The following is a 12,620-nucleotide window of genomic DNA, read 5'->3' as shown; positions in this document are numbered from 1 at the left end:
CGGTGATCAATTCAGTCGATACAACACAAACAAGGATTTCGATGAAGTTCGCCCAACTCAACGGACCCGCTGTTCAAGCGCGTCCGCTTCGCGATTCCGCCAGGCGTGCCGGCGTTATCAGCCGCTCGCGTCTGCCCTCCTTGCGGCGCGCCGCGCTCTTCACGGCATTGGCCTGGGCCTCGATGACAGCCGGCGTTGCCATGGCTGAAACCAATCCCGACGCGACCCCGGAAGCCCCTGAGGCCGACCTGAACATTCAGGCCACCCAGACCAATCAGTGGACGGGTGTCTGGAATCGCGCGACGCTGCTCGGCGATATCGGCGGTCTGCGTCCGTGGCTCGGCAAATACGGCGTGACCCTGCAGCTCACGGAAACCAGCGAAGTGCTGGCCAACGTGCGCGGCGGCCTCTCGAAAGGCGCGGACTACGACGGCCTGACGACCGCCACCGTGCAGATGGATACGCAGAAGGCCTTCGGTCTGCCGGGCGGTCTGTTCAACGTGAGCGCGCTGCAGATTCACGGCGCCAACCTGAGCGCCAACAAGCTCGGCACGCTGAACACGGCGAGCGGTATCGAAGCGCAGGACACCACCCGCCTGTGGGAGTTGTGGTACCAGCAGTCGTTCCTGAACAAGCGTATCGACGTGAAGATCGGTCAGCAAAGTATCGACCAGGAATTCATCACCAGCACGAACTCGGCGCTGTTCGTCAACACGATGTTCGGCTGGCCCGCGCTGCCTTCGTACGACATGCCGTCGGGCGGCCCGGCGTATCCGCTGGCCGATCTCGGCGTGCGCGTGCGCGGCCAGATCACGCCTTCGTTTACGGCGCTCGCCGGTGTCTTCGACGGCGATCCGCTCGGCAATAGCCCGAACAACAAGAGCGGCACCAACTTCAACCTGCACAACGGCACGCTGTTCATCGGCGAGTTGCAGTACGCGATCAACCAGCCGTCTGACGGCGAAATGGTCGGCGCGGGCGGCGGCGGCTTGCCGGGTACCTACAAGCTCGGCCTCTGGTACAACAACCAGAGCTTCGCCGACCAGCGTTTCGACAACACCGGTCTGTCGCTCGCGAATCCGGCCTCCAGCGGCATTGCCCAGAATCATCATGGCGACTACAGCTTCTACGCGGTCGCCGACCAGATGATCTGGCGCCCGGATCCGGACGAACCGCGCAGCCTGAACGTGTTTGCCCGCGTGATGGGCGCGCCCGGCGACCGCAATCTGGTCAGCGTGGCCGCGAACCTGGGTGTCGTGCTGAAGGCACCGTTCGCCGGCCGCGACAACGACAGCGCCGGCATCGCGCTGACGTACATCAAGATCGGCAACCACGTGAACGGTCTCGATCAGGACAATCAGGCGTTCAGCGGCGGCCCGTACGGCGTGCGCACCAGCGAAACCACGCTCGAAGCCACCTATCAGTATCAGGTCAATCCGTGGTGGCAACTGCAGGCGGATGCACAATACACGTTCAACGCCGGCGCCGGCCAGAACCCGAGCGACCCGACGCAGCCGCTGCGCAACACGTTCGTCATCGGCGTGCGGACCAACATCACGTTCTGATGCCGCGCTCGCCTAACTTACACGCTACCGACAAATCGAATCCCATGCTTTCGATCATGACCGCAATCAATGCTTTGTGCGCCCGCACGGAGATCCAATCATGAACCAACCCACGCGCAAGTTCTCGCCGCGCGCCGCGCGGGCCCTGATCGCCGCCGCCGCTCTGACAACCGCCGCCGGCGCCTATGCCGAGCCGCAAGGTTTCCTGGAAACCATCAAGCACCACACCACGTTGATCAACACCGTGCCGGGCAACGGCGACCAGAACCCGTACGCGGTCGTGGTCGCGCCGGTCAGCGTCGGCACCGTCAAGAAGGGCGACGTGCTGGTCGGCAACTTCAACAACTCGACCAACCTGCAAGGCACCGGCAGCACGATCATCAACTACCATCCGGACACCAAGGAGATGACGGTGTTCGCGACGGTGCCGCGCGATCTGAAAGCGTGCCCCGGCGGCATCGGCCTGTCCACGGCAATGACCATGCTGAAGTCCGGCTACGTGATCGTCGGCAGCACGCCGAGCAATGACGGCACCACCGGCACCAAGGGCGCCGGCTGCCTGATCGTGATCGATCCGCAGGGCAAGGTCGCCTCGACCATCACGAGCCCGAACATCAACGACCCGTGGGGCAACATGGCGGTCGTCGACAACGGCTCGACCGCCACGCTGTTCGTCAGCAACGCCGGCTTCGGCGTGGGTAGCGCGGCGGGCGAACCGCCGGTGTTCAAGCAGGCCACCGTGTTGCGTCTGGACCTCGACGTGCCGGCCGACAAACCGCCGGTCGTGAAGAAGGAAACCGTGGTGGGCAGCGGCTTCGGCGCGCAGGCGGACAAGGGCGTGTTCCTCGTCGGTCCGACTGGCCTCGCGCTCTCGGGCGACCAGAAACTGCTGTACGTGTCCGACGCGATCGGCAACCGCGTGACGGAAATCGACGAACCGATGACGCGCGACACCAGCGCCGGCGTGGGCCGCCAACTGACCGCCGACGGCCTGCTGCACCGCCCGCTCGCGATGCTCACCGCGCCTAACGGCCACCTGCTGGTCACGAACGCGCTGAACGGTCAGATCGTCGAGATCGACCCGGCCACCGGCAAGCAGATTTACGCTCGCTGGATCGACACGGACAAGGCACAATCGCCCCCGGGCAACGGCGACCTGTTCGGTCTCGCGTTGACGCCCGAAGGCGACGGTTTCTACTACGTGCAGGACGACGTGAACACGCTGGTTCTCGCGAAGTAAGCAAAACACCCCACAGCGTAATGAAGGTGAAGTAGCCATGGCACACGATCAACCCCCGCGGCCCTCACGGCGCGGATTTCTGAAGGCGGGCGGCGCCGCGGTCGCCGCCGGCGCGAGTCTCGGTGCGGCGCAGGTCGCTCAGGCCGCGCTCGCCAGAACACCGGCGCACAGCGCCGATCCGCAACTGGCCGTCGAGCCGTTTTACGGTTTGCATCAAGGCGGCGTCGTCACGGCGCAGCAGAGTCACACGTACGTCGCCGCGCTCGATCTGACGACCGAGAAACGCGACGACGTGATCGCGCTGCTGCGCGCCTGGACCGACGCAGCCGCGCGTTTGACGCAAGGCAACACGGCCGCCCCGCTGTCGACCACCTCGACGGCCAAAGCCGCGCAGGCCGACGGCATGGTCGAAAACACGGCCAACAGCGCGTCCAACGGCAAATCCGGCGCTAAAGACGACGGCAGCGCCTACAGCCCGGTCAACGCGAAAGCCGCGCCCGATTCCGGCGACGTGCTCGGTCTCGGCCCTTGCGGCCTGACGATCACGTTCGGCTTCGGCCCGGGCCTGTTCACGAAAGACGGCAAGGACCGCTACGGCCTCGCCGCGCGCCGCCCCGCCGCGCTCGTCGATCTGCCGCGTTTCAACGGCGATCAACTGATCGAGCAGAAAACCGGCGGCGACCTGTTCATCCAGGCGTGCGCGAACGATCAGCAGGTCGCGTTTCACGCGGTCCGCCAATTGGCGCGCCTCGCTTACGGCACCGCCGCCATGCGTTGGGGCCAGGCGGGTTTCCTGTCGGGTCCGCGCGGTCAGACGCCGCGCAATCTGATGGGCTTCAAGGACGGCACCAACAACCCGTCCACCGCGAAGCCGCAGTTGATGAACGAGTTCGTGTGGGCCGGCGCCACCGCGGACGCGCCGTGGATGGAAGGCGGCACCTACACCGTCGTGCGACGAATCCGTATCACGCTGGAACACTGGGACAACACCGAGGTGGACTTCCAGGAACAGGTGTTCGGCCGTCACAAGTACAGCGGTGCGCCGATCGGCAAGAAGAGCGAGTTCGACGCGGTCGACCTGAAGGAAGAAGACAAGGACGGCAATCCGGTGATTCCGGAGAACTCGCACGTGCGTCTGTCGAATCAGGCCAGCAACAACGGTGCGCAGATTCTGCGCCGCTCGTATTCATACAACGACAGCACGGATTTCTACATCGAGCGCTGGCCGCCATGGCGTCAGGAAACGGAGTACGACGCGGGGCTGATTTTTGTCGCTCACCAGAGCGACCCGCGCAAGGGCTTCATTCCGATCAACGACAGGCTCGCGAAGTTCGACATGATGAACCAGTTCACGACCCACGTAGGCAGCGCGGTGTTCGCGGTGCCGCCGGGCGCGAAGCCGGGTTCGTATATCGGCGCCGGGCTGTTCGAGGCGTAATAAAGGCCGGGTAGCATGCCGTGCCGGCGGACCGCCGGCACGGCGAACAAGCAAGCGACGCATCGAAAGATCAACAACAACATCACCAACGGAACACAGGATCATGGCTCAATCATGGTTTGGCACCCGCGTGCGCCTTATCAGCAGCGCAGCAGCGCTCACGCTCGCGGCTTTCGCGACGGTGCCTTCGGCGGCGCAAGCTGCGTCGATCACGGTCTATAACGCGCAGCACGAACAGGTCGTCAACCTGCTCGCCAAAGACTTCGAAAAACAGTCGGGCATCTCGGTCAAGATCCGCAACGGCGAAGGCCCGGCCATGGCCGCGCAGATCCTCGCGGAAGGCCCGGCCACGCCGGCCGACGTGTACTTCACGGAAAACTCGCCCGAGCTGATGCTGCTCGAAGAGAAGGGCCTGCTGAACAAGGTGGACAGCGCCACGCTCGCCACCGTGCCGGCACGCTTCAGCTCGCCCACAGGCTCATGGGTTGCGGTCACCGCGCGTGAAAACGTGCTGGCTTACAACACCACCAAGCTGCAACCGTCGCAACTGCCGCAATCGCTGTTCGATCTCGCCAAGCCGGAATGGAAAGGCAAGGTCGGTATCGCACCGAGCGACGGCGACTTCCTGCCGCTGGTGAGCGCCGTGCTCGCGCTGAAGGGTGAAGCGCAAACCGTGCAATGGCTCAAGGGCCTGAAAGCCAACGCGCAACTTTTCGACGACGACGAAGGCGTGGTGGCCGCCGTCAATCGCGGCGGTGTCGCGACCGGTCTGATCAACAACTACTACTGGGCTCGCCTGCACGCTGAAATCGGCGACGGCAAGACCCGCAGCGCGATCTATCACTTCAGCAACGGCGACGCCGGTGCAGCGGTGAACGTGTCGGGCGCGGCGGTGTTGAAGTCCGCGCACAACGCGGACGGCGCACAGAAGTTCCTCGCGTATCTGGTCAGCGATCGCGCGCAACAACTGATGGCGAATAGCCACGTGATGTTCGAATATCCGCTGCGCGCAGGTGTCGCGTCGGACCCGATCCTCAAGCCGTTCACCGAACTGAAGCCGCCGGCGCTGACCATCGAGCAGCTCGGCGACGACAGCCAGGCCGGCAAACTGTTGCGTCAGGCAGGCCTGCTGTAAATGAGTGAAGCCTTGTCAGCCGGTCCACCGGCTGTATCTACCGTCACGGCGCGCGCCCGTTCGCGCGCGCCGCGCGGTTTGTTCGCGGCAGCAGCAATCAGCGCTTTGCTGGTTCTGCTGCCGATTGCGTTTACGTTCTGGCGCGCCGCGAGCTTCGGCGCGGGTGAAGCGGTCGATCTGATCTTCCGCCCGCTGGTCGGCGAACTGCTGGTCAACACCGTGCTGATCACCGTCTCGACCACGCTGGTGTCCGCGGTGCTCGGCACGGCGGCCGCGTGGTTCGTCGAGCGCACGCATGTGCCTGGCCGTCGCGTGTGGGCCGTGCTCACCGCCGCGCCGCTCGCCATGCCCGCGTTCATCTCGAGCTATGCATGGGTGTCGTTGAGCCAGGATTTGCAGGACTTCAACGGTGCGCTGCTGGTATTGACCTGTGGATATTTCCCGCTCGTCTATCTGCCGGTGGCCGCCGCGCTGCGCAGCATGGACCCGGCGCTCGAAGAAAGCGCGCGCGCGCTCGGCTGCAGCCGCTGGAGCAGCTTCGTGCGGGTGGTGCTGCCGCAACTGCGGCCGGCGCTGCTCGGCGGCATGCTGCTGGTAGCGCTCGGCGTGCTGTCCGAATTCGGCGCGTTCACGCTGCTGCGCTTTCACACCTTCACAACACAGATCTACGCGGAATTCCGCACCAGTTTCGACGGCGGCGGCGCCTCGCTGCTTGCCTGCCTGCTGATCGTGATCTGCCTGATCGTGCTCGCGTTCGAGTTTCGCGTGCGCGGCGCGGCGCGTTATGAACGCGTCGATCGCGGCACACGTCGCGCGGTGCTGCGCTACGACCTCGGCGCGTGGCGCTGGATCGTCGTCGCCGGCTTTGCGCTGCTGACGATGACCACGCTCGGCGTGCCGCTCGGCATGATCGGCTACTGGCTCACGCAGCCGGGTGCGGCGGCCGTCACACCGGCCGACGTGTCGCCTGAACTGCTGTTCAACGCAACGTTGTCGTCGGTCGGCTTCGGCCTCGCTGCGGCCGCGCTGACCACCTTGCTGGTGATCCCGCTCGCGTTCCTGCTGGTGCGCTACCCGACCCGTTTCGCGACGCTGTTCGAGCGCACCGTGTTTCTCGCGCAAGGCGTGCCGGGTCTGGTGATCGCGCTGGCGATCGTGTCGCTCGCGGTGCATGCGTTGCAGCCGCTCTATCAAAGCGCGACGCTGCTGGTGGTCGCCTACGCAATGCTGTTCATGCCGGTCGCGCTGGTCAGCGTACGCGCCGCCTTCATGCAGGCGCAGCCGCGCCTCGAAGAAACCGCGCGTGCGCTCGGCCTGAACTGGTCGCAGACGCTGTTCCGCGTGGTGCTGCCGTTGGCGGGTCCGGGACTCGGGGCCGCCGCGTCGATGGTGTTCATTTCGGTCGTCACCGAGCTGAACGCGACGTTGCTGCTCTCCCCCCTCGACACGCAAACGCTCGCCACCCAGGTCTGGGCCGACACGTCGACCATGGCGTTCGCCGCCGCCGCGCCTTATGCTGCGCTGCTCACCGGCATTTCGCTGTTCGCGTCGGGCCTGCTGTTCGCGCTGCTCGGCAAATCGGCGCTGCTCGGCGAACGCGGCTGATTCCATGCTGATGCCCATGCTCTACCTGCTTTAATCATCGGATTTTCATGAGCGAACTTCGTATCCGCGGACTGCAAAAATCGTTCGACGGTCACCCGGTGCTGCACGGCATCGATCTCTCGGTCGAGCGCGGCACCCTGCTCGCGCTGCTGGGCCCGTCCGGCAGCGGCAAGACCACGCTGCTGCGTCTGTTGTGCGGCTTCGAACGCGCGGATGGCGGCAGCGTCGAAATCGACGGCCGCAGCGTGGTCGGCGATAACCTGCATGTGCCGTCGGAACAGCGACGCATTGGTTATGTGCCGCAGGAAGGCGCGCTGTTTCCGCATCTGTCGGTAGCGGACAACATCGTGTTCGGCTTGCCGCGTACGCAACGGCGCGCGCGTCATCGTGTGGCCGAGTTGCTGGAACTGGTCGGCTTGCCGGCGGACTTCGGCACGCGTGCGCCGCAGCAGTTGTCGGGCGGTCAGCAGCAGCGCGTCGCGCTGGCCCGCGCGCTCGCGCCGTCGCCTACGTTGGTGATGCTCGACGAACCGTTTTCCTCGCTCGACGCTGCGTTGCGGCTCGAAACCCGCCAGGCGGTGGCGAGCGCGCTGGCCGCGACCGGCGCCACGGCGGTGCTGGTCACGCACGATCAATCCGAGGCTTTGTCGCTGGGCCACGAGGTCGCGGTGCTGTGGAACGGTCGCCTGATTCAGACGGCGACGCCGCAGATCTTGTACCGGCTGCCGGTCACGCGGGAGCTGGCTTCGTTTGTCGGCGAAGCGGTGTTGCTGCCGGGCACGGTCACCCAGGATCGGGTGAGTTGCGAACTCGGCGATCTGCCGTTGTCCACGCCGATCGGCCAGGGCGCCGTGGACGTGATGGTGCGGCCCGAGCAGATCCGCCTGTTTCGCGACGAAGATCGGCTGGTCAACGACACCCGGGCTTACGACGCTATCGTCACCGAAGTGACGTTCCAGGGGCAGGACGCCGGTGTTGCGCTGCAAATGCAGTCCGGCACGCGAACCATGGTGCGCGCCCGCGTGCCGGGCTACCTGTCGCCGCAACCCGGCGAACGCGTGCGGCTGTCGGTGGACGGCGAAGTGACGGCCTACCCGCGCGCTTAAGCCTGCGCCGCGGTTGAACCCTTCGAGCGCGACTGCGAAGGGTTCGGCGTCGGCGATTGCGTCTGTGACCCCAGCGACAAATCCTGCATCATCTGCGCGGCCAGATAATCGCAGGTCGGCCGATCCGATTTGGCGCTGCGGGCCACTACGATTTCCAGCGGCGCGATCTTCGGCAAGCCTTGCGCTTCGCCGAGAATCGCCAGCCGCGACGGCACGCTGCAACGCGTGACCGCGATCACCGACAAACCCGCATCCACGGTCGCCACCAGCCCCATCAAACTCGCGCTGCTGAACGCCGCGCGATAGCGGATTCGCGCGCCATCGAGCGCGGCCAGCGTATGCTGCCGCGCCACACAGCCGGGCTCGTACAGCCCCACCGGTAACGGCGACGCCGCCAGCACCGGCGTATCCACCGACGCCCCCACCCACACCATCGGCTCGCTGCGCACGAATTCGCCGCGCAGTTTGCGGTCGCGCGTGACGAACGCGAGATCGATCTTGTTGTCCGCCAGCATCGGCGCGAGCGACGTGCTCTGCGCGCAGACAATTTCGATCTCCACATGCGGATACAGCGTCGAAAAGCGCCGCAACACCGGCGACAGCAGCGACGACACATAGTCGTCCGGCGCGCCGAGCACCACGCGCCCGCTCACCTCGGGCCGCACGATCGCCGACCACGCCTCCTCATGCAAAGCCAGCACGCGCCGCGCGTATTCGAGCAGCGTATTGCCGGGCCGCGTCAGCGACAGATTGCGCGTGTTGCGGGCGAACAGCGTGGTGCCGAGCATGGTTTCGAGGCGCTTGATCTGCATGCTGACGGCCGCCTGCGAACGGTGCACCGTCGCCGACGCCTTCGTGAAACTGCCCGTTTCCACCACCGCGATAAAACTGCGCAGCAAATCGACGTCGAATTCGGGATGCATGATTTATCAATCCAGCTTATGGAATTGCTCAATTTAATTCGTTTGTCGGTGCCATGCAAGCCGCGCAATACTTGACGGCATCAACTCATGGAGACCCCTTCGCATGTCCCTCACCCAACGTCAACAAGGCGCCATTACGCTGGCCAGCGGCGGGCTTCTGATGGGCACGATCGGTGTCTTCGTCGAGGAAGCGCGGCTCGGTGCGCTGACCCTGGTGTTCTTTCGCTGCCTGTTCGGCTTTCTGTCGCTCGCCGCGTATTGCGCGTGGAAAGGCTATTTCACGCGCGCGCATTTCACGCGCCGCACCGTCGTGCTGGCGCTGATCTCCGGCGTGCTGATGGTCACGCAGTGGGTCGGCTTCTTCGACGCGATCCATCGCACCAGCATTGCGGTCGCGACCGTGGTGTTTCACGTGCAGCCGTTCTGGGTCGTGCTGATCGGCGCCGCCCTGTTCAACGAGCGTCTCGGCATCGACCGGCTCGGCTGGATCGCGACGGCTTTCGTCGGACTCGTGCTCGCGTCGGGCGTGGCGGCCACGGAGAATCTGCAAGGCCATACGAGCTATCTGATCGGGATCGGCGAGGCGCTCGCGGGCTCCGTGCTCTATGCGAGCGTCACGTTGATCGCCAAAGGACTCGGCGAGTTGCGCCCGCATCTGCTGACGCTCGCGCAGTGCGCGGTCGGCGTGGTGTGCCTGCCGTTTATCGCGCCGCTCACCGCTGTGCATATCGGTCCGATGCAATGGTTCTGGCTGGTGGGCATGGGCGTGCTGCATACGGGACTCTCGTACGTGCTGATCTACGGCGCGCTGCCGAAGCTGACCACACCGATCATCGCCGTGCTGCTGTTCGTCTATCCGCTGACCGCGATCGTGGTCGATGCGGTCGTCTACGGACGCGCGCTGTCGATGCCGCAACTGGCGGGCATGGTGTTGATCGTCGTCGCGAGTCTGGGGGTTAATCTCGGCTGGCCGCTGCTGACGTTGCTGCGGCCCGGCGCGCGAGCGCGGCGCCATGCGGATTGAAATTACAAAAACCTGTGTTTTTCCATTCAATTAGCACAGTCGAGAATCGTTCTCGTTTATAATTTCAGGATATTACAAGCCGGACACGGACACTGATCCGGCTTCTGCTGTATCTCCCAACCCCACATCGACATGCCATTCCGAGGCAGCCGATGTCACGTCCGCACCCTTCGTGCGCTGACGCACGGCGCCCCGGCCGTTTCAATTTCGAACTCATCCGATCGCTTCAGGGGAATTCACCACCTTCGTTTTAATTGACCGACCACACGACGGGCTGCTTTGCCGTGCGCGCGCGCTTATGCGTGCGCTTTTGCTGTACCCCAAATCGATAACTCCACCGATCCACACGCCAAGAACGTCTTCATGAACGTCAAAAAGAAAACTTACCGCGCGCTGCTGCTCGCTACCTCGCTTGCCAGCGCCCGGCCTTTGCTGGCTCAGGAAGCCGCACCCGTCGCCGGCCCGGCCGACAACACGCTGCCCGCGATCGCCGTCAAGGCCGCCGCCGATCGCTCGTACGACAGCAGCACGTCGAACACCGCGACGAAGATGAACATGTCGCTGATGGACGTGCCGCAAACCGTCAACGTCGTGCCGCGCGCGCTGCTCGACGAGCAGAACGCGACCTCGTTGCAGGACGCGTTGCGCAACGTACCGGGCATCGGCTTTTCCGTCGGCGACGGCCAGCGCGACCAGATCACGTTGCGCGGCTTCAACAACATCACCGATCAATACGTCGACGGTATTCGCGACGATGCGCTCTACTACCGCGATCTGTCGAACGTGGAACGCATCGACGTGTTGAAGGGACCGGCCGCCGTGCTCTATGGACGCGGCTCGGCCGGCGGCCTGATCAATCGCGTGTTGAAGAAACCGGGCGCGAATCCCAAGCAGTCGGTCGGCGTGACGCTCGGCACCGAAGGCGAACGGCGCGGTGAATTCGATCTCGGCTGGAATGCGAACGACGCCGCGCGTTTTCGCATCACGGGCGCGGCCGAGAACTCGAACAGCTTTCGCGACCAGTTCCAGTTGAATCGTCAGGCCGTGGCGCCGTCGGTGCAATTCCGGATCGATAAAGACACAACCCTCAATCTCGAAGCCGACTATCTGCACGATCGCCGCACGTCGGATCAGGGCTTGCCGGCCTATCTCGGCCGCCCGGTCAACGTGCCGATCAACACGTATTACGGCTCGTCGAATGCGGCGAACACGTCGTATAACGATGTCGATGCGAAGAGCGCGACCGCGTCGCTCGATCATCGCTTCAACGATTCGTTGTCGCTGCACACCGCCGTACGCGCGTACGACTTTTCGCTCGAACGCAAAAACTACGTCACGTATGAGCCGATCAAGACCGCGCTGAATCCGGTCGTGACGCTCGATCAGAGTACCCGCTTCCGTCAGGATCACGGCGTGGACGGTCTGTTCGAGTTGACGCAGAAAACCACGCTGTTCGGCATGAAGCACGAGCTGCTGTATGGCGTCGAGCTCTCGCAACAGCAGAAGTTCGACACCATCTACTCGACCACCAAGGTCGCGACCTACAACCTGTACAACCCGCAGTTGGTGAATCTGCCGGGCGTAACGCCGGGTGTGCCGGCCAAGACGAATGCGGCGACGGTGTTGGGGCTGGCCGGCGTCTACGCGCAGGACCTGATCTCGCTGACCGAGCACTGGAAGATTCTCGCCGGCCTGCGCTTCGACTATCTGACGCAGACGCGCAACGACTACACGTCGGCGCACGTCAATCTGGACCGTACGGATCGCGCGTGGAGTCCGCGCGTCGGTTTGATTTACGAGCCGCTCGACTGGGTGTCGCTGTACGCGTCGTATAGCCAGTCGTTCTCGCCGCTCGCCGATACGCTGATCAGCAGCGGCGCGTTCGCGAACGGTTCGGCGCTGGCGCCGCAAAAGACCACCGCCTTCGAAGTCGGCTCGAAATTCGACCTGGGCCGCGCGAGCGCGAGCGTCGCGCTGTTCGATATGAAGCAGACCAATCAGCAGATCGCCGATCCGGCCAACCCGACCTACGCGCTGCCGAGCGGCACGCAGCACACACGCGGCCTGGAGCTGTCGATGACAGGCGAAATCGCGCCGAAGTGGTCCGTCTACGCAGGCTACGCGTACCTGAACGGCAATGTGGATGGCTCGCCGCAAGCGAGTTCGGCCGGGCTGCTACTGAACCAGAACACGCCGGGGCTGATGCCGCGTCACAGCGCGAGCGTGTGGATCAAGCGCGATCTGAAATACGGTTTCTATGCGGCCGGCGGCGCGCAATTCCAGTCGGCGCGTTATACGTCGGCTAGCGACGCGGTGACGTTGCCGTCGTTCGTGACCTTCGATCTCGGCGCGGGTTATCACGGCAAGAACGTCGACGTCGCGTTGACGCTGGATAACCTGTTCGACCGCAAGTACTTCATCGCGGCGCACGGCAATGCGGATATGTACAACATGCCGGGCGCACCGCGCACGCTGACGGCGTCGGTGAGATGGAAGATGTAAGGGGGTCGGCGCGCTGGGCGCGCCGAGGGTGAGAATGAAAAAACCAGCGCTTCGGGAGAGGCGCTGGTTTTTTTGTTTAATC

General features: G+C 64.5%; 9 protein-coding genes. 8 read left to right on the top strand and 1 reads right to left on the bottom strand.

The genetic code is table 11. The annotated features are described in order from the left end of the window. Positions 1 to 41 precede the first annotated feature (41 nt). The 6 genes from FA94_RS25620 to FA94_RS25595 all read left to right on the top strand — a co-directional run bounded on the left by FA94_RS25620 (position 42) and on the right by FA94_RS25595 (position 8,089). Positions 42 to 1,565 carry a carbohydrate porin gene (locus FA94_RS25620; RefSeq protein ID WP_035556467.1) on the top strand — a complete coding sequence of 508 codons (1,524 nt, stop codon included), beginning with the start codon at positions 42 to 44 and terminating at the stop codon, positions 1,563 to 1,565. Positions 1,566 to 1,665: 100 nt separating this feature from the next. Further along, entirely contained in the window at positions 1,666 to 2,805 is a 1,140-nt protein-coding gene (locus tag FA94_RS25615; protein ID WP_035556464.1) for an NHL repeat-containing protein, read from the top strand. Between the two features lie 37 nt (positions 2,806 to 2,842). Next, positions 2,843 to 4,243, top strand: coding sequence for a Dyp-type peroxidase (locus FA94_RS25610; RefSeq protein WP_035556462.1), 1,401 nt, complete (start codon positions 2,843 to 2,845; stop codon positions 4,241 to 4,243). A 103-nt stretch (positions 4,244 to 4,346) separates the two neighbouring features. Next, positions 4,347 to 5,378 (top strand): iron ABC transporter substrate-binding protein, encoded by a 1,032-nt coding sequence (locus FA94_RS25605; protein ID WP_035556459.1) that lies wholly within the window; start codon positions 4,347 to 4,349, stop codon positions 5,376 to 5,378. Then, complete coding sequence (locus tag FA94_RS25600; protein WP_035556457.1) at positions 5,379 to 6,983, top strand: ABC transporter permease; 1,605 nt, start codon at positions 5,379 to 5,381, stop codon at positions 6,981 to 6,983. A gap of 47 nt (positions 6,984 to 7,030) precedes the next feature. Next, positions 7,031 to 8,089: an ABC transporter ATP-binding protein gene (locus FA94_RS25595; protein WP_035556456.1), complete on the top strand. Its 1,059-nt coding sequence runs from the start codon at positions 7,031 to 7,033 to the stop codon at positions 8,087 to 8,089. On the opposite strand, the gene FA94_RS25590 is transcribed toward FA94_RS25595, so the two are convergent. Further along, entirely contained in the window at positions 8,086 to 9,012 is a 927-nt protein-coding gene (locus FA94_RS25590) for a LysR substrate-binding domain-containing protein (protein WP_035556454.1), read from the bottom strand. The two genes, FA94_RS25595 and FA94_RS25590, sit on opposite strands and share 4 nt — an antisense overlap. Positions 9,013 to 9,115: 103 nt before the next feature. On the opposite strand from FA94_RS25590, the gene FA94_RS25585 reads away from it, so the two are divergent. Further along, positions 9,116 to 10,036: a DMT family transporter gene (locus tag FA94_RS25585; protein ID WP_035556452.1), complete on the top strand. Its 921-nt coding sequence runs from the start codon at positions 9,116 to 9,118 to the stop codon at positions 10,034 to 10,036. 363 nt (positions 10,037 to 10,399) lie between these two features. Beyond that, positions 10,400 to 12,538, top strand: a complete 2,139-nt coding sequence (locus FA94_RS25580) for a TonB-dependent receptor (RefSeq protein ID WP_035556450.1) — start codon at positions 10,400 to 10,402, stop codon at positions 12,536 to 12,538. The last annotated feature ends 82 nt before the right edge of the window (positions 12,539 to 12,620 follow it).

It is taken from the genome of Burkholderia sp. 9120 (genome assembly GCF_000745015.1).
Lineage (GTDB): Bacteria > Pseudomonadota > Gammaproteobacteria > Burkholderiales > Burkholderiaceae > Paraburkholderia.
This window is presented reverse-complemented; position numbering and strand designations above follow the sequence as displayed.

Coding starts and splice junctions, on each gene's coding strand:
- FA94_RS25620 (WP_035556467.1), top strand. CDS start 42: ATGAAGTTCGCCCAACTCAACGGACCCGCTGTTCAAGCGCGTCCGCTT.
- FA94_RS25615 (WP_035556464.1), top strand. CDS start 1,666: ATGAACCAACCCACGCGCAAGTTCTCGCCGCGCGCCGCGCGGGCCCTG.
- FA94_RS25610 (WP_035556462.1), top strand. CDS start 2,843: ATGGCACACGATCAACCCCCGCGGCCCTCACGGCGCGGATTTCTGAAG.
- FA94_RS25605 (WP_035556459.1), top strand. CDS start 4,347: ATGGCTCAATCATGGTTTGGCACCCGCGTGCGCCTTATCAGCAGCGCA.
- FA94_RS25600 (WP_035556457.1), top strand. CDS start 5,379: ATGAGTGAAGCCTTGTCAGCCGGTCCACCGGCTGTATCTACCGTCACG.
- FA94_RS25595 (WP_035556456.1), top strand. CDS start 7,031: ATGAGCGAACTTCGTATCCGCGGACTGCAAAAATCGTTCGACGGTCAC.
- FA94_RS25590 (WP_035556454.1), bottom strand. CDS start 9,012: ATGCATCCCGAATTCGACGTCGATTTGCTGCGCAGTTTTATCGCGGTG.
- FA94_RS25585 (WP_035556452.1), top strand. CDS start 9,116: ATGTCCCTCACCCAACGTCAACAAGGCGCCATTACGCTGGCCAGCGGC.
- FA94_RS25580 (WP_035556450.1), top strand. CDS start 10,400: ATGAACGTCAAAAAGAAAACTTACCGCGCGCTGCTGCTCGCTACCTCG.